General features: G+C 63.0%; 20 protein-coding genes. 2 read left to right on the forward strand and 18 right to left on the reverse strand.

Annotated features, from left to right (window positions below):
- Window positions 1-13: 13 nt before the first annotated feature.
- The 10 genes from WDM24_RS28900 to WDM24_RS28945 form a co-directional block, all read right to left on the reverse strand.
- Window positions 14-1,342, reverse strand: a complete 1,329-nt coding sequence (locus WDM24_RS28900; protein WP_338828199.1) for a hypothetical protein — start codon at window positions 1,340-1,342, stop codon at window positions 14-16.
- A gap of 44 nt (window positions 1,343-1,386) precedes the next feature.
- Complete coding sequence (locus WDM24_RS28905) at window positions 1,387-2,808, reverse strand: hypothetical protein (RefSeq protein ID WP_338828200.1); 1,422 nt, start codon at window positions 2,806-2,808, stop codon at window positions 1,387-1,389.
- 38 nt (window positions 2,809-2,846) lie between these two features.
- A complete protein-coding gene (locus WDM24_RS28910) occupies window positions 2,847-3,443 on the reverse strand; it encodes an acyltransferase (protein WP_166305666.1) in 597 nt (198 codons plus the stop codon).
- Window positions 3,440-4,378, reverse strand: coding sequence for a Gfo/Idh/MocA family oxidoreductase (locus WDM24_RS28915; protein WP_338828201.1), 939 nt, complete (start codon window positions 4,376-4,378; stop codon window positions 3,440-3,442). Before WDM24_RS28915 ends, WDM24_RS28910 begins: the two co-directional genes overlap by 4 nt.
- Before the next feature lie 135 nt (window positions 4,379-4,513).
- Entirely contained in the window at window positions 4,514-5,029 is a 516-nt protein-coding gene (nusG, locus tag WDM24_RS28920; protein ID WP_029079929.1) for a transcription termination/antitermination protein NusG, read from the reverse strand.
- Window positions 5,029-5,667, reverse strand: a complete 639-nt coding sequence (locus tag WDM24_RS28925; RefSeq protein ID WP_338828202.1) for a winged helix-turn-helix transcriptional regulator — start codon at window positions 5,665-5,667, stop codon at window positions 5,029-5,031. Before WDM24_RS28925 ends, nusG begins: the two co-directional genes overlap by 1 nt.
- A gap of 137 nt (window positions 5,668-5,804) precedes the next feature.
- Window positions 5,805-7,022, reverse strand: a complete 1,218-nt coding sequence (locus WDM24_RS28930) for a glycosyltransferase family 4 protein (protein ID WP_338828203.1) — start codon at window positions 7,020-7,022, stop codon at window positions 5,805-5,807.
- Window positions 7,019-8,122, reverse strand: a complete 1,104-nt coding sequence (locus WDM24_RS28935) for a glycosyltransferase family 4 protein (protein ID WP_338828204.1) — start codon at window positions 8,120-8,122, stop codon at window positions 7,019-7,021. The genes WDM24_RS28930 and WDM24_RS28935 overlap by 4 nt, the downstream gene beginning before the upstream one ends.
- Complete coding sequence (asnB, locus tag WDM24_RS28940) at window positions 8,119-9,933, reverse strand: asparagine synthase (glutamine-hydrolyzing) (RefSeq protein ID WP_166305651.1); 1,815 nt, start codon at window positions 9,931-9,933, stop codon at window positions 8,119-8,121. Before asnB (WDM24_RS28940) ends, WDM24_RS28935 begins: the two co-directional genes overlap by 4 nt.
- A 176-nt stretch (window positions 9,934-10,109) precedes the next feature.
- Window positions 10,110-11,357 carry a glycosyltransferase family 1 protein gene (locus tag WDM24_RS28945; protein WP_338828205.1) on the reverse strand — a complete coding sequence of 416 codons (1,248 nt, stop codon included), beginning with the start codon at window positions 11,355-11,357 and terminating at the stop codon, window positions 10,110-10,112.
- 152 nt (window positions 11,358-11,509) lie between these two features.
- On the opposite strand from WDM24_RS28945, the gene WDM24_RS28950 reads away from it, so the two are divergent.
- On the forward strand, window positions 11,510-12,463 hold the full coding sequence (locus WDM24_RS28950; protein ID WP_338828206.1) for an NAD-dependent epimerase/dehydratase family protein: 954 nt from the start codon (window positions 11,510-11,512) through the stop codon (window positions 12,461-12,463).
- A 67-nt stretch (window positions 12,464-12,530) separates the two neighbouring features.
- Here the strand turns inward: WDM24_RS28950 and WDM24_RS28955 are convergent, their stop codons facing one another.
- From WDM24_RS28955 to WDM24_RS28980, 6 genes are all read right to left on the reverse strand, one after another.
- Window positions 12,531-13,256, reverse strand: coding sequence for a class I SAM-dependent methyltransferase (locus WDM24_RS28955; protein WP_338828207.1), 726 nt, complete (start codon window positions 13,254-13,256; stop codon window positions 12,531-12,533).
- 193 nt (window positions 13,257-13,449) lie between these two features.
- Window positions 13,450-14,265: a class I SAM-dependent methyltransferase gene (locus WDM24_RS28960; protein WP_338828208.1), complete on the reverse strand. Its 816-nt coding sequence runs from the start codon at window positions 14,263-14,265 to the stop codon at window positions 13,450-13,452.
- A 28-nt stretch (window positions 14,266-14,293) separates the two neighbouring features.
- Complete coding sequence (locus WDM24_RS28965; RefSeq protein WP_338828209.1) at window positions 14,294-14,899, reverse strand: acyltransferase; 606 nt, start codon at window positions 14,897-14,899, stop codon at window positions 14,294-14,296.
- 130 nt (window positions 14,900-15,029) lie between these two features.
- Window positions 15,030-16,127, reverse strand: coding sequence for a glycosyltransferase (locus WDM24_RS28970; protein WP_338828210.1), 1,098 nt, complete (start codon window positions 16,125-16,127; stop codon window positions 15,030-15,032).
- 3 nt (window positions 16,128-16,130) lie between these two features.
- On the reverse strand, window positions 16,131-17,969 hold the full coding sequence (gene asnB, locus WDM24_RS28975) for an asparagine synthase (glutamine-hydrolyzing) (protein WP_338828211.1): 1,839 nt from the start codon (window positions 17,967-17,969) through the stop codon (window positions 16,131-16,133).
- 2 nt (window positions 17,970-17,971) lie between these two features.
- Window positions 17,972-19,525, reverse strand: coding sequence for a lipopolysaccharide biosynthesis protein (locus WDM24_RS28980; RefSeq protein ID WP_338828212.1), 1,554 nt, complete (start codon window positions 19,523-19,525; stop codon window positions 17,972-17,974).
- A gap of 305 nt (window positions 19,526-19,830) precedes the next feature.
- On the opposite strand from WDM24_RS28980, the gene WDM24_RS28985 reads away from it, so the two are divergent.
- Window positions 19,831-21,024 (forward strand): CoA transferase, encoded by a 1,194-nt coding sequence (locus tag WDM24_RS28985; protein ID WP_338828213.1) that lies wholly within the window; start codon window positions 19,831-19,833, stop codon window positions 21,022-21,024.
- 4 nt (window positions 21,025-21,028) lie between these two features.
- Here WDM24_RS28985 and WDM24_RS28990 read toward each other — a convergent pair whose 3' ends face one another.
- Both WDM24_RS28990 and WDM24_RS28995 read right to left on the reverse strand, forming a co-directional pair.
- Window positions 21,029-22,540: a tripartite tricarboxylate transporter permease gene (locus tag WDM24_RS28990; protein ID WP_338828214.1), complete on the reverse strand. Its 1,512-nt coding sequence runs from the start codon at window positions 22,538-22,540 to the stop codon at window positions 21,029-21,031.
- A 22-nt stretch (window positions 22,541-22,562) separates the two neighbouring features.
- The gene (locus tag WDM24_RS28995; protein WP_338828215.1) at window positions 22,563-23,105 is read right to left on the reverse strand and encodes a tripartite tricarboxylate transporter TctB family protein; all 543 of its coding nucleotides are present in this window, start codon (window positions 23,103-23,105) and stop codon (window positions 22,563-22,565) included.
- Window positions 23,106-23,125 lie beyond the last annotated feature (20 nt).

Genomic DNA, 23,125 nt, shown 5'->3' on the forward strand with positions numbered 1-23,125 from the left:
AAAGACACCAAAGCTATCCGCGAATTCTGCGCGCGAGTGACAGCATCTGGCGGACAAGCGTAACGACAACTGCGTGAAGGAAATTGGGTAGCAACCTGATTTCCTTCACATCCTCGATGTGATGCTGATGCGCGCGAAGAACGGCGCGGGTAAACGATTCCCGTAAGGCAAGCTCGTCTGTTACCGTACCGGTTGAGCTACCGCAATCAGGGAGTCGTCGGCCCTTCCTGACCGCCGCATCTCGAACTTCCGCTAGCAGACCTGCCACGAAATTCCTATAGCGGAACTTCGGATCCTCGACCAAGGCACGGTAACAGGCCTCGATCCGCGCCATATTGGCGTCCTCGTCCTGCATCTGCTCATAGACGTCTTCGACATTCGAGCAATCCGGCGCGAGCGCGATGTAGTGCTCACCCGCCTTCAGGGCACCGGCGTAATTGCCGGGCGTCAAGATCTGGCAGGAGCGTGCGATCGCCGCCTCGAACAGGCGCGGACCCGCTGCGGTATAGACATTCCGCATATCCTGACCGGGAAAGCAGGCCTGCTCCAATTCCTCAAAGCTGGCCGCCGGGTTGCGCTGCAGCCGCCGCTCGACGCATTCCCTGATCTCCCCCCTGGCGTCCAGCAGCGAACTTCCGCTCTCGCAGCCCAGGGTGAACTTGCTGTTGCCCAGAAACTGCAGCCAGGCGTCGCCAACGAGGGCGTCGCGCGCCTGCGTCGAGATATCCAGCTTCAGCTGGCGATCGGCCATGCTGGAGCGGAAGCGATCGCCCAATTCGGTTTTCAGCTGGCCAATTCTTCCAAAATAAGCAGGCAGCGCCCTGGCCCTGTAGCCGACGTCGATCTCCCGGTCCTTGAACGGGACGGCAAAGCGCTGCATCAGCCCGATGTCGGCGTCGTCAACGTATCCCGTCAGCGCCTCGAGCACCCGGGCATGCTTCCCCGCGCGAGGATAGAACTCCGCATGATGGTCGTAGCAGACGGAATAGATGAGATCGACCTTCCAGTCCGAAAGCCAGTTGTCGAGTATTTCGGCGTGGTCGTACTCGTCCTGGGGCAGCGCCACCTTGACGGCATCCGACTTCGCGATGAAGTCGTGGGCATCGAGGAGCCGATCCAGCCACAGCGATTTCGGCCTCGCCCATCTCCAGCACAGAAACGTGGTGTCGAGAATGATCGCGTCGAAGGCCTGTTCGCGAAGACGGGCGGTGACGGGCTGGCGTGCGCTATGCAGCGTGTATTCGTGCTCAGGAGCATATTTGACCAGTGCGAACGCGTGATTGATCGACGTACGCCGCGCCGAGCCAAGATCGTCAAGTTCGTGCAGGATAAGGATGCGCACGATCGAAGATTAACCCTGCATCCGGCAGCGTGGGACGGCAGCTGTCACGCGTCAATCCCGATCAGGCGACGAATTCTCGTGTGCCTCAAAACGATCCGTTTCGCCCAACGACGGAGTGGACCCGGCGTCAAACGCGCCACATGGATGACGCCATTCGCTGCAACGACCTTCGCGATGACGACCAGACGGTGGCGTACCGTCTGCCTCGCCTTCCGCATCACTTTCTGCATCAGCTCCCGGCGCCGCATGCGGCGCTTTTCGCGCGCGAGCAATGCGACAAGCTCCCCTTCGGCATAGCACCGTTTCGTTGCCGCCATTTCAGGGTGATATCGACGGTCGATAGCGCGATCGACCTGCCGGACCATTGCCTCGAAGCTGTTGTCGGGATTGAGCGCAACCTCACGATAGGCCCGGTCGACAATCTCCTGCGCCCGCACCGGATCGCGCAGCACCTCCATGACCTCGGCCATGTTGGAATGATCCTTTTTCAGCGGCACATAGTGCCGCCAGGGCTCAAGCCTTCCGGAATAGGTGCCCTCGTACAGGATCATCAAGGTTTGCAGCGCGGCCGCCTCGAAGCATCTCGGCGAGATGACGGCGAGAATGACTCGATTGTCCTCATCCTTGAAATACAGATCACGCAGCGTTTCAAAGCTCGCCGACGGATCGCGGGCCAGATGCTGGTCTACGTTGCGCTGAATCTCGCCGGTGAAGTCGCAAACGCTGGCACCACTTTCGGTGCCGAGGACGGCCTTGCAGTTGGCAAGGAACTTGATCCAGTTCTCGCCGTAGATGCGGTCTTCCTCGCGTGTGGACATGTCGCAGGTCAGTCCGTACAGGGCGGCATCCGCCTCAAACCGACCGGAAATCAGCCACTTCTCCTGGGCAAAGCTTCCCAACCAGTCGGGAACCTTTCTCGCACGATAACCGACATCGATGGATCGATCCTCGAGACGCGGCACTGTCCTGCTGAGCAACTCGCCTGGGACGTAGCCGGTGAGCACGGTTTCCCGGACGACATTGGGCAGCCGATCCTGCGGATAGTAGTCGTCCATGATCTCCTGCGGGACGACGCTGAACAGGATATGGACGCCGAGTTGCCGGAACGCGGCCATCGTGTCGTTGATCCAGCGATACTCGTCCTGGATGAAGGCGGCCTTCAGCCCCTTGAACCTGCAAATGGCGGCCCGCAGATTCGGGCCGATATAGGTGTCCATGCAGGCGACGAGAGAATAGTGGATGATGACACCGTCAAATCGGTCGAGCTCGAGCAGATTGGAGACGTCGCCCCGCGAGTTGAAGATCTGGATCGAGTGCCTGGAGAACTCCTTGAGACCCATGACGTGGTCAATGATCGTGGAGGCGCTGCCTGGCATGAAATCGCAAAGCAGCAGAAACTCAAGACGCCGAAGATTGGGCGCGTCGACCGCAGTGAGCGGAGGAACCGGATGGGTGACTGGAATCATCTGGGTTAACTGAAGTTGGTTTGGAAAAAAACGCCAGCCTAGTGCTTCTCTTTGAGAAGGCATCGACCATCAATTTCAACGTAAGCTTCGCCGGACCGCGGACACTTCAGATCGTCGCCGAGCCGCTCGCCGGCCCTGCTCATCCAGCCGATCCTTCTTGCGGGATTGCCCGCCATCAATGCAAACGCAGGGACATCCTTCGTGATCACCGAACCGGCCCCGATGAAGCAGTATTCGCCCAGCGAATGCCCGCAGACGATGGTCGCATTGGCACCGATGCTCACCCCGCGTCCGATCGGCGTCTTGCGAAACTCATCCTTTCTGGAAACGTCGGCGCGCGGATTGTTGACGTTCGTGAAGACGCAGCTCGGACCGCAAAACACGTCGTCCGCGAGCTCGACGCCATCGTAGATCGAGACGTTGTTCTGGATCTTGCAGCCGTTTCCGATCCTCACGTTTGGACCGATCATCACGTTCTGGCCGATCGAGCAATTCTCGCCGATCACCGTGCGCGACAGAATATGGCAGAAGTGCCAGACCTTGGTGCCGCGTCCAAGCACGGCACCGTCGTCGACGTAGCTCGATTGATGGATCAACACGCCGGGGAAGCGCGGATCCTCGCGCATCTCGCTCATTTGTGCATCGCCTTCTGGGCAAAGGTGTGAACGCCATTGCTTCGAACGAGCGGCGCCGTGCGGAACGTGGAAACGATATCGATCGAGGGGCGGACTTCGTCCAGACGGAAGCCGCGGCCGGCGACGATCTCCTCATAGCTCCTGGTATGGAGATCGGTGAAACCTTCGGAGAACTCGACCTCTTCGCCATCGACGGTAATGGAGCGAAAGGTCGTCTTCTTGCCTTTCACGCTGTCCGGCAGGTCGTTGCGGTCCAGCGACAGGAACCAGCTCACGTCGGCGCGCTCGCACTCCAGCGAGCCTGCAGCCCTCTCCGGCTCGCGCAGGTGCGCCTCGTTGCGGCTGGCGGGACCGAACACGAAGCTCAGCATGTCGAAGAAATGCACCCCGATATTGGTGGCGACACCGCCGGACCTTTCCTCCGCGCCTTTCCAGGAGGTGTGATACCAGCGCCCCCGCGATGTGATGTAGGTGAGCTCCACCTTGTGGCGCTTCTGCGAATTGGCGAAGCGGTCGCGAAGCGCGATGATCGCCGGATGCAGGCGCAATTGCAGAATGGTGGAGATGCGCCGGCCGGTATCGCGCTCAATGGCCGCCAGTCCGTCGATGTCGCCGGGATTGAGCACCAGCGGCTTTTCGCAGATGGCGTCCACCCCGGAGCGAAGTGCAAATCGGCAGTGCGCGTCGTGAAGGTAGTTCGGCGAGCAGATCGTCATGTAGTCGAGCTTTTTGCCGTCGCGCTGCAACGCACCGACGTGGCGATCGAACAGCTCAAATTCCGTAAAGAACTCGGCATCCGGAAAATGGCTGTCCATGATTCCCACGGAGTCGTTGGGATCGTAGGCCACCGCGAGCTTCCCGCCGGTATCGGCCATCGCCCGCATGTGCCGTGGCGCGATGTAGCCGGCAGCACCGATCAGCGCGTAGATCGTCATGAAATTCCTCTCTTCGAACTTTCTGCTCTGTTTAGGCAAGCTGTTTGCTTCAGGCAAGCTACCGCACTCGGGGTGAATCGAGCGTCACACCCAAGCCAAAATATATCCATCACGTCCGCCAGGCAGCGGACGCACTCAAGCCGCGGCGATCAGATCCGCCCCGACGAGAACGCGAACCTTGCGGCCCAGCAGGTTCAAAAGCACAGCCACGCGATGGTGATCGCTGGCATCTTCGACGAGCGCAAGACTATCGACGAATGCACCCTGGACAATTCGCACGGTGTCACCGGGCGAGAAAGCCGGCCGGCGTACGAGCTGGATAAATCCGGCTTCGTCCTCGCGCGATTTCAGCGTGTCGATGACGCCACTTTCCACCGCGGCCGGCCGGTCGCCCACGCACACGAGATGCGAAACACCGAGCGTCGATTGAATGGCGCGCCAGCGCTGGGCCGCAACATCGATTGCGACGAATAGGTAGCGCGGGAATAGCGGCCGCGGCACCAGTTCCACCTTCCGCGCATGACTGCGGCGTCTCTGATAGCGGGGAAGGTAGGTGGAGAATCCCTGCCGCACGAGGCCCGCCGCCGCCTTGGCTTCGGCATTGACCTGTGTCTGCACGACGTACCAGCGCGAATCGGGCTGCATCGCCATCACGCCCCCTGCGGCTGCTTTGGACGCAAGCCCAGCAGGTCCGGGGCGAGCACTTTCTCCACCCCGAACTTGCTGACCGCCTGGTCGAATACATGTCGCGCGCCAGTCAAATGGGTCACGACGACCGCATCAAACGGCTCATCCACCAACGCATAGGAGGAAACCACCTTGACTCCGATGAACCGGGACGCGGTTGCATCGGGATCAACGATCGCAAGGACCGAGATCGGCCCGTCGACCGCGCACAGGATCGCGATTTCGCAAAGGTCCGATTGTCCGGCAAGCACAACGCGCCTGAAGCCCCGCGCCTGCGCGCGTTCAAACAGCTTGCCATATTCATCCTTCGCCTTGCGGAAGAGCGAAAAGGAGTCGGACAGGAATTGCACGGTGAGCCGCGATTTCTCGGAGAAGCCCTGCGGCGTGAGGTAGTAGGCATATCGTCGCGCGGGCGCCGACCCGACCTTGACGAAGCCCTTCTTGATCGCCCGCTTCAGGTAAGCGTTGACCAGACCGAGTGCGACGCCCAGTTCGGCTGCGATCCGCCGCTGCGATTGCGCGCCATCCGCCTCAAGAGAGGTGAGCAGCCCGAGCACGAGCCGGTCGCTGTCATTCTCATCCGTCGGTAGAGTGCCTGCCATCACGCCTATCCCCACTGGAGAGGCTGATAGCGCGTTCACACGATGAACGTCAAGCAAATTCGTTCACGCCATGAACATCGCAACTATCTGATTATAAAAGAATTTATCTCGCGAGCCTGTGTCGCAATGGCCACACTTCAGGCCGGATCACGGGGCTCGGCCAGATACTGCGCCGCGAGAGTCGAATAGCTGTATCGCTGCGCGGCGGCGACACGATCGCCGCGCAGACGCGCCGGACCGTCGAGAGCGGCACGCAGCGATGCCGCAAGCGCATCAGCATCATCAGGTGCGCATCGCGCGGTCACCAGATCCTCGAGCCCGGCCAGCGCCCGCTCCTCGCAGGCTATGACGCTGCGCGGCGCGAACAAGCAGTAGTCGAACAGCTTGTTGGGACTGATGCCATGGTAATAGAGCGCGTTCTTGTGGAAGGCGACGACCGCGCAATCGGAAGCATGCAGCATGCTGTGCACGACCGACCGATCGACTTCATCGTGAAACTCCACATTACCAAGCGCGACCGCCCGCTGTTCGAGCGCGGCTCGCGAGGTCCCTGAACCGATCATCACGAAACGAATCTCGGAGTTCGATTTGCCGAGGATGGCAGCCGCATCGAGAATAGCCTCCACGGCGTTCGGAGGACCCATGCCGCCGGCGTAAAGCACCACCCGCCTGCCCTGCTGCTTCAGCAGATTGATGCGATCGGTCAGGGGGTGGCGAAGATTGTCGATCGTCAGTGCGCTCTGGATCTCGCCGTCGGAGACCCCGTTCGGAATCCACAGGAACCTGCCGGCCGGCAAGCCACGTGCCCGCATATGGGGTTCCGCTCCGGCCAGCAGGCAGATCACGCGATCTGCCGCGCGATACGCCGAGCGCTCCTTCCAGCCGAGCACCTTCATCAGCGGATGCCATGCCGGGGTCATTCCGAGCGCGATGATGCTCTCGGGCCAGAGGTCGCGGACCTCCAGCCAGAACCTCGCATCGAAACGCCGCGCGACCTGATGCGCCGCTGAGATGAAGAACAGATGCGGACTCGACGCAATCATCAGATCCGGTTTGCCGAACCGTGCGGCAATTGCAGACGCCGCCGAGCCGAAGGCCGGCCCGAAGCTCAGATTGTTGCGGAGCCGCCCCAGGCTGCCGCTGCCATAGCGCGGTGTATCGAGAAACCAGAAGTCGATGTCGTTGATCCGCTGCGGCCCCGGAACGCGCGGCTGCCTGTGCAGATGATGGAAGGCGGCGCTGACCACCACCACCCGGTGCCCCATCTTGCCCCAGGCGTCCGCCAGCCAGAACGGACGATAGTGACGCCCCAGGCCGGGTCCGCCAGCAAAGGGATGCACCAGCCAGATGTTCATGCCGCCGCCCCGGGTGAAGCAAATCGCCGGTAGAGGTCGTTGAGCTCCGCCGCGTCGTGCTGCCAATTGAAATTCCCGGCAACCGCCGCCCGTCCCGCCAGCCCCAGTCCGATCGCCATTTGAGGGTCGTCCGCCAGCCTGGACAGGCTGTCGAGCAGCGCCGCGCGATCCCTGAGCGACACGACGATGCCGCAGCCGGCGGCCTCGACGATCTCCTTGGATTTCGGCAGATCACTCGAAATGACGGGTAGCCCAGCGGCCATGTATTCAAAGAGCTTGGTTGGAAGTGAGAGCAAATAATTCGGTTCGGGCAATAGCAGGTTGAGTCCGATGAGACTTTCGTTCAGCAGCGTCGCGATCTCACCACGTCCCAGCCTGCCCCTGTATGACACGTCGGCGGATGATTTCTCAAGCCAGGCCTGTTCTTCGCGGCCGATGGTTCCCGCGAGCACGAGCGGCAGACGCACCGCGGCGCATGCTTCCACCATTTCGACCAACCCGCGATCGAAACTGGTGCGGCCGACGTAAACCGCCTGACGCTGCCGTTTTGTGGTCGGCGTCGGCTCGATGAATTCGTCGAGCCGCACGGTGTTCCTGACCAGCGTGACATCAGCGCCATAGCTCTGAAAGCGATCCGCTATCGCCGGCGTCGCAGCCACGATCGCATCAAAGCGCCGCGCCGCGCTCCGCTCCACCAGTTCCATCGCGCGCGCCACCAGAGGCCGCATCCAGGGCCAAATCCACCGCTTGGAATGGATGTCCGACGGCACGTCCTCGTGAACGTCATAGACCACCTTGCAGCGCCGGCTCTTGAGCAGGAGCGCGAACGGTATCAGTTCCGGATCGTGGAATTGCACGACATCGGCCCCGGATGCGCGGGCAAGTGCAATTGCCGCCCTCCCCGCGACCCACGGACGCTTCCAGCGCGCGACCGAGGCCTGCTCGATCAGTTTGAACGCGATGCGTCCTGTGTCGCCTGGGCGCGGCGGCCGCGCCACGACGGTCACCTCGTGACCTGCCTCGGACAGGCTTCGCGCTTCCTTCTCAACAATTCGAATGTCGTTGGCCGAATGGACGCTCGACAGCATACAGATCTTCATGGGGCTCCAACCCGGAAGCGTTCGCCCCAGAGCGCCACGCAATAGAGCCGCCAGCGCATTCCGAGGTCGAGCCGGTGGAATTTCCTCTTCACTGCAGCCATGTCGACGTAGCGGGCCAGCAGCGTGCTGCCAATCACCTTGTCATACATCACCGGCGAGTGTCGGTTGAGCCAGAGCTGATCGGGAGCCGCAAAGCCGATCTTGTCCTTGCGCCAGCAGATGTTGGCCGGAAGAACGTCCTGCATGGCTGCGCGGAGCGGCCATTTTGTCCAGCCGTGATTGACCTTGATCCGGGTCGGCAAGCTCAGTGAAAATTCGACAAAGCGGTAATCGAGGAATGGCAATCGCGTTTCGACGCCGAACCGCATCGAATTCTTGTCCTCGAAACGCAGCAGCATCGGCAGGTTGGTTTCGGTGATCTCCAGAACCTGCATCTCACGTGCATCGTTGGTGTTTCGCGCAAAACGGCGCAGCGACTCCGGCAGGGCTGGACTCTTCAGGAACGCGTATCGCCAACGGTAGACGCCGGCTCGCAGTCCCGCCAGGCTGGCCCCGAACAAATACATCAACAGGCGACTGGCTGAAACGCCCGCCTTCCTGGCCGCGCCGAAGGCGGAGAAAAATCCGCGCACACCCGAGCGATGAAAGTGGTCGCGGAGCCAGGCCGCATAATAGCGATGATATCCGAGCAGCGTTTCGTCGCCGCCCTGACCATCGAGAAGCACAATCACGCCGTTCGCGCGCGCCGTCTTCATCACCTCATACTGCATCATGATCGAGGGGCCTCCGAACGGCTCCTCCTGAACCTCGAGCAGGGTTTCCGCCGTCGACGCGAAATCCTCGTAGCCCGGCTTGGTGCGCAACCAGTTCAGCTCGGCGCTTGCCACGATTTCGGCCGCGTAGGCTTCCTCGTTATTGGCGGCCTGCTCGCTGACTGCGGTGATGGCAAAGAAGCGATCGTTGGAGGTCGTCGCATAGCGCCGTGCTGCCAGCGTCGCGACGCTCGAACTGTCCAGTCCTCCCGACAGGCAGGTTCCGACGCGAACGTCCGAGCGCAGGCGCAGACGCGTTGCGTCGTCGAGCAGCTCTCGCAGCAATTTGGCTGCATCCTTCCCGTCAGCGACGTCCGGGCGAGGCGCCAGCGAATAATAGCGCTCCGTCCTGATCCGGCCTGTTGCCACATCGACGCGCATCTTGTGTCCGGGGGCGAGCTTCTCGATGCCCTTGAAAAAGGTGCGATTGGTATGGTCGCTGAGGCCGCAGACGAGAAAATCCCTGACAAGATCGTCGTCGGCGACGGAGCGCCCGATCAGCGGCAGCAACTGGCGAATCTCCGAACCGAATGCGAACTGCGTCGCCGTGTCGGCATAGTAGAATGGCTTCACACCGAAGCGATCACGCGCGCAGAACAGCGTATTGTCGCGCTCGTCATGGATCGCAAACGACCACATGCCGTTGAAGCGGTCGAGGCAGTTTTCGCCCCAGTGGACATAGGCGGCCAGCAGGACCTCGGTGTCGGACGCGGTGTGGAAGACATGTCCGAGCGCCTCGAGTTCCGCGCGGAGCTCGAGGTAGTTGTAGATTTCACCGTTGTAGGTGATCCAGATCGGAAGCAGCCTGTCGCGCATCGGCTGCGCGCCGTCTTCGGTCAGATCGATGATGGCGAGGCGCCGGTGTCCCAACCCGACATTGCCATTGACCCTCACGCCGCGCCCGTCCGGCCCGCGGTGAGCGACCAGATCGGTCAGTCGATCGACTTGATCAGCATCAACGAGCCCGTTCTTGGCGATGAGGCCGAATATGCCGCACACGTGGGACTAACCTGTTCGTCTGGGTTTCGTTGACAATTCGACAGGACGCGCAGTCTGGCCGCCGCGGCATGACATCCGACCCAGCGCCTGAGCTCTCCTCTACCCCGTTCACGCGATGAACGTCAACCTCGCCGGGTGAAGCAGCGCCCGCGCGATCTGCTGCACGACCTCAGCTTCTATCTTGCGACTGGCTCACTGATCTCCTGACCGGCAGCCCGTCGCATGGTGGCCGCAAAACTCGCCGCAAAGGCGCGGACGCTGTCGTCCTGATGCGGGACGACGTTCCGAACGACGAGCCCGCGCGCCTGCTGTGAAACTTGCATCAGGTGGTCCGCGAGCGCGACCGGATCATTGACGCCGAAATAGCGTGCAGCCCCGTCGGTCTGCTCCTTGTGCACATCGAGATCGGACAGGATCATCGGAACGCCGAACGACTTCGCCTCCTCGACCGTCGTGCTCCACCCCTCGAAACGCGATGGATTGATCAGTGCGGTCGATGCCCGCAGCAGCGCGTAGACGTGTGACAAGGGGATCGTCCCAACATGGCGGAAATGCGCATCGAGGCCGCGCTCGCGAACCTGCGCGTTGACCTGTTCGTAATAGCCCGGCTCGCGGCGATCCTCGGTGCTGCCGGAGGCACAGACCACCACGTTGGCGCCGCGCTCCTTCAGGATCGTCAACGCGTCGACCACGAGCTGATGGTTCTTGTGACGGTAGAACTGATTGGGCAGGTAGAAATAGCTTTCCGGCAGGCCGTAGGTCGCGATCACCTCGGACGGATCCGTGTTCAGGAAGGCGGCCGGCGGCTGGGTCGCGAAGCGAACCACGCAGACATCGTTCCCGGCGCGCGGATAGTAGGTCCTGAAATCGCGATGCGCACTCTCGCTGCTCAGCATGATGGTCCGGCCCGACGCCATCTGGACGCGGAAGCCGATTTCGCGGCGCCAGCGCCCGGCCGTCGTGAACATGTGCGGCAGGGCAAGATGCTGCAGGTCAGGAATCCAGGCCACCGCCGGACGCGGCAAGCGCCAGCCAAAGAAGCGTGCCGATTCGAACACCGCATCGATCCGATGGGCGCGAAAGGCTTCAGCCGCGGTCCGGTCGATACCAAGCGTCAGCGCCTCAATCAGGCCGGCCTGTCCGTCAAATGCCGCGGATTGAACGACCTCGACGCCCGCGATGGCGGCGGGCCCTGCCAGCTCATCCGCATCGTCCCGCTTGCCGGCAAACAGGGTGGGAGCGAACTCGCCCGGCCGGAATCGCGCCAGAGCCGCAAACAGGTTGCTCTGATAGTTGTAACCGCCGGCCCAGCGCCGGCGCGAGATATGGGTGAACGCGACACGCATCGGCGCGCCTCCCGTCACCGGCCCCGCGGCCTGCCCGGCGTCGCTCCCGCGACCGTTCGCGAACTGTGCTTCCTGCATTCGCCTATTCCGCCCAACGCTGCGGATTCGGCGGTTCGTCACCCGCGCGATCCCATCAAACGCTAGCCCTTTGGAGAAAAATTCGCTAACCGGACGTCGAAGATCGCGCGAGAAGTCGGCTATTTTGGAGCCCATTTCAAGAGGAGATGCGGATGAACGGTGGTTCCATAGTCGTCACCGGCGGCGTCGGCTACGTGGGCCGTGAACTGGTTCGCCAGCTCATCGCGGAAAACTCCGCCCGCGACATCCACGTCATCGACAATCTGGCCTGCGGCGAGGCCCGGCTTGCGAAGATGGACCAGAACAGGTTCGTCCTGCATCGCTGTGACATCCGCGATTCCGGAAAGGTTGGAGAGATCGTCCACCGGATCAAGCCGGACATCGTGTTTCATCTGGCAGCCGTCCACTTCATTCCGGCCTGCGAGGCGGAACCGGGATCGACCAACAGCATCAACGTCTCGGGCACCGTCAACCTGCTGCACGCGGTCGCGCCCGGCACCAAATTCGTTCTTGCATCGACTGCTGCGGTCTATCGTCCGGCCGACGCAGCCCATATCGAGCAGGACGACATGCTCGGTCCGGTCGATATCTACGGCTACACCAAGCTTCATGCCGAACACTTCGTCCGCTATTTCCATGCGCAGAACAAGGTCCGCGCGACGATCGTTCGGCTGTTCAATGTCGTCGGCCCCGGCGAGACCAATCCGCATCTGGTGCCGGCGATCGTCGAGCAACTCGCGGCTGGCACGACCCGGCTTGCGCTGGGCAATTTGTTTCCGCATCGCGACTACATCGACGTCAGCGACGTTGCGCGCGGATTCCGCGCGCTCGGGGCCAGCGACGCGTTCGCCCATGGCCCGATCATCTCGAACCTCGGCACCGGGCGCACGCACTCGGTTGGTGAAGTCGTCGAAGCCATTGCGGCGGCGTCCGGTATCAGGATCGACATTCAGCAGGACCCGGCGCGGATGCGTTCGGTCGACCGCCCCATGCTGAAGGCATCCACGGACAAGTTAAAAGCGCTGACCGGCTGGGTCCCCTCGGTATCCATCGCCGAGAGCATGCAGCGCGCGTGGGACAGCCGGTTCGACGACGGTCTCGCCTGAGAGCGGGCCCGCCCACGGGCGGGCCTGCGGCCGATGAAGGAATGGAGCCGACGGGGCAGCCGTCGCGCTATTTCGCAAGTACCATCAACGACCATCCGCCTAAAATACGGGCCGCCAAGTCTACCGATAGTTTGGACAATAGCACGCGAGGCACCTTCATGAGATTGGCCCGAAGACCTCGGCCAAGGGGCTCGATGGCCAGCGCTGTAAAATTGTAGTCGATCACATCGTATCCACAGTACCTGATCGTCTCCAGGGCCGTTTCCTTGGTGAAGGAATGGAGATGGCCCACCCTGGATCGGATTCCGATCAGAGCATCACTGCGCAAAACCGACTGAACGGAAAGATCAAGCGGAATATGAAAAACCTTGTATTCCGCGCGGGATTTCAGCGCCTTGATGAATCCAATGTAATCATCGACGTGTTCAAATACGTCGATGCACAGCAAGGCATCGAAATCGGCGTCAATTTCAAGCAGGTTGCCGTTGACGTAGTGAATGCCGTCGCGCTCGCGTGTCGCCGCCAGCTTGAAAGCCTGCTCCGACATCTCGTAACCTACGAACGAAGTCCCCGGCAGGCGCGCCTTAAGCTGCACAAGAATTTCGCCTGCTCCGCAGCCTACTTCCGCGATTCGGGACGGAGTGAGGCCGTTTCTGCGCAGGATTTCGTAAATCTTGTCTGCCTTCCAGGGTGACTCTTCGACATGCCAGGAGGGATTGTTTGCAAGATACTCCGCGTTTGCGTAAATCGAGCCTTCGTCGATCCGGTGCAGTTTGGTCTCTTCGTCGGCCATCATTCTGTCCAAGGCTGCATCGCCTGTTTCTGGAGCAGTTTTAGTCGTAGGCCAAAAGCCCAGACCGCTCAAGCTTGGCGTCCCGCTCGAAAATTCGACTGCGCCAGAAGTCTTGTGCCGTCGCCGCGGGAAATATGCTCGGCACGAGCGTCGAATCTCAACAAGCAGGACCACGCGCCCCGCATGCGAGCATTCAAACCGGCTTGCGGCCAACAAACGAGTAGAGCCGGCCCGGTCTGCGGTCGAAGCGCGTGGCAATCCTGAGCAGCGACGTAAACACGCGTTGCGAGGCGAGTGCACCGCGCCATACCGGGCGCATGGGAATCCTCTGTGCCAGCTTCTCGACGACCGCGGCCCTTAGCGTGTCCTCTGTATGGGGTGCAAGGTTGATGGGACTCGTGAGCGGGGCAAGGATCTCGATCGCGGAAAATCCGGCAGCTGTCAATGCACCGGTGTAGCGATCGAGAACGAAGGCGTGCTCGCCTCCATAGAGGTGGTGTAGCGGATGCTGGGCGAGGAATTGAGGGAGATCAGCTTCTTTGCTGATGACGTGCTCGCGCACGGCGATCAGCAGGCCGTCGGGGCGTAGCACGCGGAACATCTCGCGGCACGCCCCCTCAAGGTCCCTGGTGTGATGCAGGACGGCACGCGCGAACACAACATCGAACGTCGCATCGTCGAACGGCAACCGCTCGGAAAATTCCTCGACCACCCTGATGGGCAGTTGCGCCTGGGCGGCGAGATCGCGGATCGCCGCAGCCCCGACGATCGCGCTGGCATCCGGCTCGAGCGCGGTCACGGCAAAGCCGGTTCGGCCGAGCGCGTAGCTCGCAATGCCGCGCCCGGCGCCGACGTCGAGCGCTGCGCCCGACCTTCCCGCCAGCAGCGCGGCGATCGCCTGCCACTCAGCGCTTTGAAAGTAGCGCTCCGCGGCGCCGATAAGGGGATCGTCGTAGAACGCGTCGAGCATGAGCTGGCGCTGGTCGGGCTGATTGCGCAGCCAGACCACGGCCTCCTCCCAGGTCGTGAACTTACGTTCACCGTTCATCGGGCCCGAGCTCCCTGACCAGCACGGCCGGATTTCCTGCCACGATCGAAAACGCCGGGACATCCTTGGTCACGACCGCTCCGGCGGCGACAACGGCGCCCTGCCCTACGGTCACACCGCGCAAAACCATTGCACCGGCCCCGATCCAGGCATCATCGCAAATCCGGACAGGACGCTCGTCAAGCGAGAGCTCACGCGGATGGCCGCGCGTAAGAATCTGTTGGACTTGCTGATGCCGCTCTGCCGCGCGCAGCGGATGCGTGAGGCTGTCAAAGACGTTCGCCGAATGCGAGATGAGAACACGGTCTCCGATTTCGATGGACACCGCGGACCAGATCCGTGTCCCCTCCCCAATGTAGCACCACTCGCCGATCCGGACCTCCCCGCCATGAGCGAACGTCATAAGCTCTCCGAGAATCCGGCTATGGCATCCAACCACGATCCTGTCAGTGTCGCCGACGATGTTCTTGACTCTCGCGCTAGTGCCAAGCACCGCACCGTCCTGCAGCCGGCAAGTGGCGCGGCCGATCAGCCGCTGGACCAGGTAGTCAAAATTGCGGCCGGTTAATCGCTGGATCAGGAAATCGAGATTCATGCGGCCTACAGAAAGCGAGCCAGTCGGCCGGCTAGCTCGGCCCGCAAGTCCGGCCATCTCAACCCGCAAGTCATGTCATTACCCCACATTCTCAACGCCCGGCCATCCTGCAAGCTCCCGCTACGATGGTCTAGCACGGCTTGGTGCGCGCGACGAGGTCGACAAAATGTGCCCATTGCGAGGCCTTGCTGTAGGTTTCGTGCACGCGCCTCCTGCCGGTTACAGCGATCCCGGCCCAATGTGGCCAATCCTGCAGGCTGCTTGAAATCGCCTTGGCGGCCCTTTCAGGAGCGTCGTAGGTGCGCATCGTGACGCCATCCTGCATCCCCTCCGGATAACTGCCGGCGTCCGACACGAGCAGCGCTCCGCAGCCCATCGCCTCGAAGCAGCGCATGTTGCCGCGATCGTTGCCGGCCATGTCGATTGCGCCGTTGAGCACGATCTTCGCCGATCCGAACAATTCGTAGAGGTTCCTGCCGAACAGCGGCAACCTCGCGATCCGCGCGATGGCTTCGGGACGCCGGTGCTTCCCCAACGGCAACAATCGCCCGACCGCGCTTTCGGCGAGCCGCGTCAGCCGCGACGCATCGAGGCAGAACACGATGTTGCGATCAGCCGCCAGCGCCGCGACCTGCTCGAGCGTCCGGCCCCGCGCGCTGTGGTGCCGCGAATATCCACCGACAAACGCCACGTCGATCGGTCGTTCGCCGTGGCCGTATTGCTCCATCACCGGATCGACCGCGGGGAAGAACAGCTCCGCCCGGCACCCCTTGCTGCGCCAGGCCTCGAGGATCGAAGGGAAGTTTCCAAGCACCGCGCCATAAGCGGTCAGGTCGGCATTTCCGGAGGGTGCCGCGCGCCAGCACAGCGTCTTCTTCACGCAGCCGGGAAGCTTGGCGACGAACGCGCTCGGATAGCGCACCGGATCGAGATTGTAGAACACCTCGGTTCCGTGATGCTCGATCTGCGCGAGCAGGATTGCCTCGAGCGTCGGCGTCCCCTTGATGCCCTGCTCATGCGCCCATCGGCGCTGCAGCACTTCGTCGTCGCCATTGGTGAAGAAGGCTTCGGGTGCGCCGTCGAGCACCGGCTTGAGGAAATGCGCCGCGCCAAAGCGATCGTGCAGGAACACGTCGCGCCGCGCCGCGAAGGTCGACGCCTTTGCCGCAAGCTGGTTCAGCCGCGGCAGATAGGACGGATAGAGACCGCTGTTCTGGAACAGACGCATTGCTTACGCGGACCTCGCCAACATCCATTTCATGTTCAGATACGGCCAGATCCGGCCGACGGATTCCCAACCCCAGCTTTGCGATGCCGTCAAGCGGCCGACCGCCTTTCGAAGCGGCACCTCGTCGACGAACTCGGCAAATGCCGGGACCTTCCGATCGAGCAGCTCTGCGGTCCAGCCGGCCAATGGCCCGTTCAGCCATTCCGGCATCGGCGAATTGAATCCAACCTTGCGGCGCGCAGTGCGGATGCTTTCGGGCATCAGGTTCGCCATCGCCTGCCGCGCCACCACCTTGGTCATGCCGTCGGCCGACTTGCTCGTTTCCGGCAGCGCCATCGTGTAGGTGACCAGCCGCCAGTCCATGAACGGCATCCGGACCTCGATCCCGTGCGCCATCGAGAGCCGGTCGAAATTGCGCAGGATGGTTGGCAGCGTGGTCGAGTGAAACATCCGGTAGAGACGCCGGTTCAGCGCGCCCCACGCGCTCGGCATTTCGTCATCCTCGGCGACCAGCCGCAACGGTGCGGGCATCGCCGCCGCGCCGCCACGCAGGAAGTAATACCCCTGCCGCCTGATCATCTGCGCCCGCAAGAAGTCGATGCCCCGCTGCGCCAGCTTCGATCGTGACGTGAGCGCGGCCGCTGCGTTCCGGATCCGGAATGCGGTCGACTGCCCCTCCTGCAGGTAGGCGCCCATCAATTCATCCGCGCCGTGACCGTCAAGCGACACGGTCACGTTCTGGCGCCGGAGTTCGCGGTAGATCAGCCACGGCGCGCTCGGCAGCCCGATATAGACGTCGTCATTGTCGTCGAGGATCCGGTCAAGGTCGGTGAGCGCATCAGAGCGGCCGATCTCGAGAAAGCTCGGCGCCACCTCGGCCCACGCGGCCGCCTCCTCCGCCATCGGCCGCTCGTCATTGCTGTCGCCGGGAAAGGTCGCGACAAAGGCGTGCCGCCAGGCGGTGCTGTCGCGCGGTCCCATGCCGGCCTTCTCATGCGCCGACATGGTGCAGATCACCGCGGACGAGTCGAAGCCGCCGGACAGGCAAGTGCCGATCGGTACGTCGCTGCGCATGCGCAGCGCCACGGAATCCTGAAACAGCTCACGAAAGCGCGCCACACGTTCGGCCTCGCCGGCCGGGACATCAGGCAGGTGATCCACGGTTCGCCACCAGCGGCGCACCTGCACCTTGCCTTGGCGCAGCCACATGCAGTGGCCGCCCTGCAGGCGGCGCAGCTGCGCGAACAGGGTCCGCTCGCTGCCTTCGATCCCGAATGGGTCAAGCAACAGCCGCCGCGCTACGTCGATGTCGAGCGATGTCTCAATCAGCCCGCTCCGCGCCAGCGCTCGCTGCTCGGATGCGAAAACGAATCGTTCGGACGACAGCGCGTAGAGCAGCGGCTTGATGCCGAAACGGTCGCGCGCAAGGAACAGATCATCCGTGGCGGTGTCGTAGATCGCGAGCGCCCACATGCCGTTGAAGCGCAGCAGCATGTCCTCGCCCCATGCCTGCCAGGCGGCAAGGATCACTTCGGTATCGGACTGGCTGCGGAACATCGCGCCCTTCGCCTCGAGTTCGCGGCGCAATTCGAGGAAGTTATAGATCTCGCCATTGTAGACAATCACATGGCGGCCATCGCCTGAGACCATCGGCTGATAGCCACCCTCGCCGGGATCGATGATAGCGAGCCGGCGATGGCCGAAGGCGACGTTTCGCTTGGCGTTGAACCAGATGCCCTCGCCGAACGGACCGCGATGCGCGATCAGACTGGTGAGCCGCGAGATCTCGGCCGGCTCCACGGCGGAACCGCGCAGATTGACGATGCCTGCGATACCACACATGTCTAGGCGGCCTTGAAGGGCAAGAAGCGGGTGATGATGATGCGGAGGTCCCGCCAGCAGACGGCACGATAGGGACCAAGCTGCGACACGGCGACGGCGGCGACGAAGATTGCCGCCGCCGACACGCCGTAGAGCGACACCACATACCACCATGACGGCGCGTGGTCGAATGAGGTGTGGCCAAGCTGGGAGCGCAGCGCCAGCGCAACGGCGATCCCGGTGCCGAGCGGGACGAGGACGAAATGCAGCATCCGCGACCACATGGCTGAAAGCCTGAAGGTCCGCCGCAACAGCAGCACCGTGGTGACCATCTGCGCGACCATCCCGACGCAGGTGCTCCAACCTGCCGCCTGCCAGCCGAAATACGGCAATGCGACGGCGCTGGTCGCCAGCGTGAAGACACCGGTGACGAGCGAGATCAGCGCGTTGGAACTGGAGCGCCCCTGCGACAGCAGATAGAACGCAAACACGTTGGCGCAGGACCCCAATATGCCGCTGATCGAGAGCACCACCAGCACCAGTTGCGCCTCGGCCGCCACCTCGGCGCCGGTCCATCGATATAGTAATGCGCCTGCGATCGGGATCAGGCCGCCCAGCGCGCTCGCGGCAAGCACATTGAGAATCCAGGACGAACGAAGCAGCAGGTCGACCTTGCGATCGTCATCCTCCTTTTGCAGCGTGCTGAAGAACGGGAACAGGATCTCGCCGACCTTCAGCACACCGATATAGACCGCCTCCTCCAGCCGCTGCGCAACACTGTAGAAGCCGACGAATTGCGGCTGCAGCAGCGCGCCGAGCAGATAGCGGTCCGCCTGCCCGGCAAACAGCGCGCCGCTTTGCGCAGCCACCTGCCAGCCGCCAAGCTTGACCAGTGCACGCAGCGCGTTGCGATCGAGCGCCGGCCGTGCCAGCCAGTCACCTATCGCGTGCCGCGACCAGGCGACGGCCATCAGGAAATTCGTTGCGAAGCCCAATGCCTGGCAACCGAGGAACGTCGAGGCGCGCGGCGCGTGCGGGATCAGCAGCAGCATCGACATCGTCGTCACCACCGTGCCTGTGATGCTGATCGACGCGATCCGCCGATAATCCTGGCGCGCCGTGAACAGCGAGAGGAAGACCGCGAACAGGCACTGGCACAGCCAACCGGCGCCGGCCAATGCAAAGGCAAGCCCGAGGTCGTCGCCAGCCGGGCCCCCCAGGTGAAATCCCAATCGCGCGAGCGGCGCGCCTGCAAGGCTGAGCACTACCGCGATCAGGCTGCCCACGACGATGGCAAGCGCAAGGGCGGTCGCGAAGAAGCGCCGCGCATCGTCGCGATCGGACGATTCCAATCGTTGCGCGAGCTCGCGCGTCGTGGAGAGGCCAAGCGCGTTGCTGAACATCAGCGCAGGCGCGACGCAGGCTGTCACCAGGCCCGCAACACCGAACGCAGCGAGGCCAAGGCGGAAAATCACGAATGGCAGGATCGCAAGATTGAGCAGCACTGCGACCGCGAAGGCAGTCGCGTTCCATGCCGAGTTGCCGAGCAGATGGGATGGACCTTTCTTCACCGCCATGCCCGTTTTCGGTCCATCGCTTCGATACGCTTCAAGTGTCTATTCCATAAGGGCAAAACCCGTTCGGCTCGGCGACGGGCTAGCAGCCGCCGGGGTGATTGTCGAGGGTTGGCAGATGGTAGTGCCGGCGAGCAGGCCCGGCTGGCCCAAATCACCGCCAAGGGACGAACCGATCTTCACGGAACCATGGCTGGTTGTTTCCGGCCCGGCCTGTCGTCCGGGTAACAGTTGGAAAGGTCAGCCAAATTGTCTAAGGCAGATAGGCAGTAGCCCCCAGAGCGGCCCGCCAAACAAGAGGTGTCTCAATGCCCTTTCCTCGCGCATCCCAAGCCCTGTCCCGTTTCACCGTGCTGGATTTGACCCGGGTCCGGTCGGGGCCGACCTGCGTGCGCCAGCTCGCCGACTGGGGTGCCAACGTCATCAAGATCGATGCGCTGCTGGAGGACGGCGGCGGCGAGCAGCCGGGCGGCCCCCGCGGCGGGTCCGATTTCCAGAACCTGCATCGCAACAAGCGCGCCATGACCTTGAACCTGAAAGACCCCAGGGGGCTCGAGGTGTTCAAGCGGCTGGCCGAACAGGCTGATGTCGTGGTCGAAAACTTCCGGCCGGACGTCAAGGCCAAGCTCGGCATCGACTATGAGAGCATCCGCAAGATCAATCCGCGGATCGTCTATGGCAGCATCTCCGGCTTCGGCCAGGACGGCCCCTATCACAAGCGCCCGGGGTTCGATCAGATCGCGCAGGGGATGGGCGGCCTGATGTCGGTGACCGGCGCGCCCGGCGAGGGGCCGATGCGGGTTGGCATTCCCGTTGCGGACCTGACCGCGGGCCTGTTCTGTGCGCTCGGCATCCTGACCGCGCTGCTGGAGCGCGATGTTTCCGGCGAAGGCCAATGGGTGCAGACCTCGCTGCTGCAGGCGCAGATCTTCATGCTGGATTTCCAGGCGGCGCGCTGGCTGATGGAAAAGGAAGTGGCCAAGCAGGCCGGCAACAACCATCCGACCTCGATCCCGACCGGCGTGTTCAAGACCTCCGACGGCTACATCAACATCGCCACCACCGGGGGCCGGATCTGGGAGCGCTGCGCGCAGGCGATCGGCGCGCCCGATCTGGTCACCGACCCCGACTATGCGACCGCACCGGCGCGCTCGAAGAATCGCGACGCGCTCAATGCGCGGATCGACGCGCTGACCCAGAAGAAGTCGACCGAGACCTGGGTGCAGGAGCTGAACGCCGCCGGCGTGCCGTGCGGGCCGATCTACGCGATCGACCAGATGTTCGAGGATGCCCAGGTCAAGCATCTCGGCATGGCCCAGCACGTTCCCAATGACGAGAACCGGCATATCCAGCTGGTCAGCCAGCCCGTGACGCTGTCGCGGACCCCGAGCAGGATGGCGGCCCGTCCGCCGGAATTCGGCGAGCAGACCGAGGAAGTCCTGGCCGAACTCGGCTTCGACAAGGACGAGATCGCCGAGCTCCGGCAGCGCAAGGTCGTCTGACCCCTCACGCCTTTGCCGGCCGCACCAGACGCGCGACGCCGGCAAAGGCCCAATCGATCACCGGCCAGAACAGCAGCACGATCGCCAAGGTCGTGATGGTGCCGACGAGGCCGTTCGACCAGAACACCCTCATGTCACCGCCGGAACCGATCATCGAGAGACGGAACGCATCCTCGGCGCGGCTGCCGAGCACCAGCGCGAGGGTGAATGGCGCGAGCGGAATGCCGATCTTCTTGAAGACGTAGCCGACGACACCGAAGCCCAGCATCAGCCAGATGTCGAACATCGCATTCTGGATCGCATAGGCGCCGATCGCGCAGGACACCACGATCATCGGGGCTACGGCCGAGAACGGCACCCGCAGGATCGAGGCGAAGATCGGCACGGTGGTCAGCACCAGCACGAGGCCGACGACGTTGCCGAGATACATCGAGGCGATCAGGCCCCAGACGAAGTCCTTGTGCTCGACGAACAGCAGCGGGCCGGGGTTGAGGCCCCACACCATCAGGCCGCCAAGCAGGATCGCAGCGGTCCCCGAGCCGGGAATGCCGAGCGCGAGCATCGGCAGCAGCGCCGAGGTGCCCGAGGCGTGGGCGGCGGTCTCCGGCGCGAACACGCCCTCGATGCGGCCCTTGCCGAAACTTTCCGGATCCTTGGCGAAGCGCTTGGCGAGATTGTAGCCCATGAAGGAGGCCGCGATCGCGCCGCCCGGCGTGATCCCGAGCCAGCAGCCGATCACGGACGAGCGCAGCAGGGTCACCCAGTATTTCGGCAGGTCCTTCCACACGGACAGCACCACGCGCAGGCTGATGCCGGCGGCGTGTCCGCGCAGCGCTAGGCGCTCCTCCATCGTCAGCAGGATCTCGCTGATGCCGAACAGGCCGATCACCGCGACGAGGAAGTTGATGCCGCGCAGGAGTTCCGCCGAGCCGAAGGTCATGCGCAGCTGCCCGGACACCGTATCCATGCCGACGCCGGCTAGCAGCAGTCCCAGCGACATCGAGATCACCGTCTTGTGCTTGGCCTCGCGGCCGAGGCCGACGAACGAACAGAAGGTCAGCAGGTAGACGGCGAAGAACTCCGGCGGGCCGAACTTCAGCGCGAACGACGAGATCATCGGCGCCAGGAAGGTGATCAGGAGCACCGCGACCAGCGAGCCGATGAAGGACGAGGTGAACGCGGCCGTCAGCGCTTCGGCCGCCCTGCCCTGCTGCGCCATCGGATAGCCGTCGAAGGTGGTCGCGACCGACCAGGCTTCGCCGGGAATGTTGAACAGGATCGACGTGATGGCGCCGCCGAACAGCGCACCCCAGTAGATGCAGGACAGCATCACGATGGCGGAGGTCGGATCCATCGTGAAGGTCAGCGGCAGCAGGATCGCGACGCCGTTGGGGCCACCAAGCCCGGGCAAGACACCGACGAAGATGCCGAGCACGAGGCCGACCATCATCAACAGCAGCGTCTTCCACGTCAGCAGGACGGCAAAGCCGTGCAGCAACAGACCGAAGGCTTCCATGTCTCGAAATCCTGTCGGTTGGCTAGCGGCCGAGAGCCGACTCAAGCGGCCCTTTTGGCATAATGACGTCGAACGCGACGTCGAACGTCACGAACATCACGGCGGTGAAGACGAAGGCGGTCAACAGCGACTTCCACAGCGCGATCTTGCCGACGAGGCGCATGAAGGCCGAGATCAAGAGAAAGCTCGCGACATAGAGGCCGAGATACTGGGTGGCGAGGCAGAACAGCAATGTCGGCACGAACACCGCCATCACCCGGCGCAGCTGGGCGCGGGTGACGAAGGTCTCGGCGGCTTCCCGGCGCGAGAGGAAGGCGGCGCCCAGGCCGTAGAGGCTGGCGCCACCGAGGATGACCGAGAGATAGAACGGAAAATAGCCCGGCTGCGGCCCGGTCGAATCCCACGAGGCGCCGGTGCGCCAATTGTCCCAGCCGAGCACCAAAGCGAGCACAAGCAACAGCAGCGAGACGACGACGTCGACCACGCCGGTGCTGACGACCGCAGGCGAGTTCTCTTCAGGCGCGGTCGGATCGTCGACGACGATCTCAATATCGGTATTGGACATGGATGAGACGGTCTCGGTTG

The sequence above is a fragment of the Bradyrhizobium sp. 27S5 genome, assembly GCF_037217225.1.
GTDB classification, from domain to species: domain Bacteria; phylum Pseudomonadota; class Alphaproteobacteria; order Rhizobiales; family Xanthobacteraceae; genus Bradyrhizobium; species Bradyrhizobium septentrionale.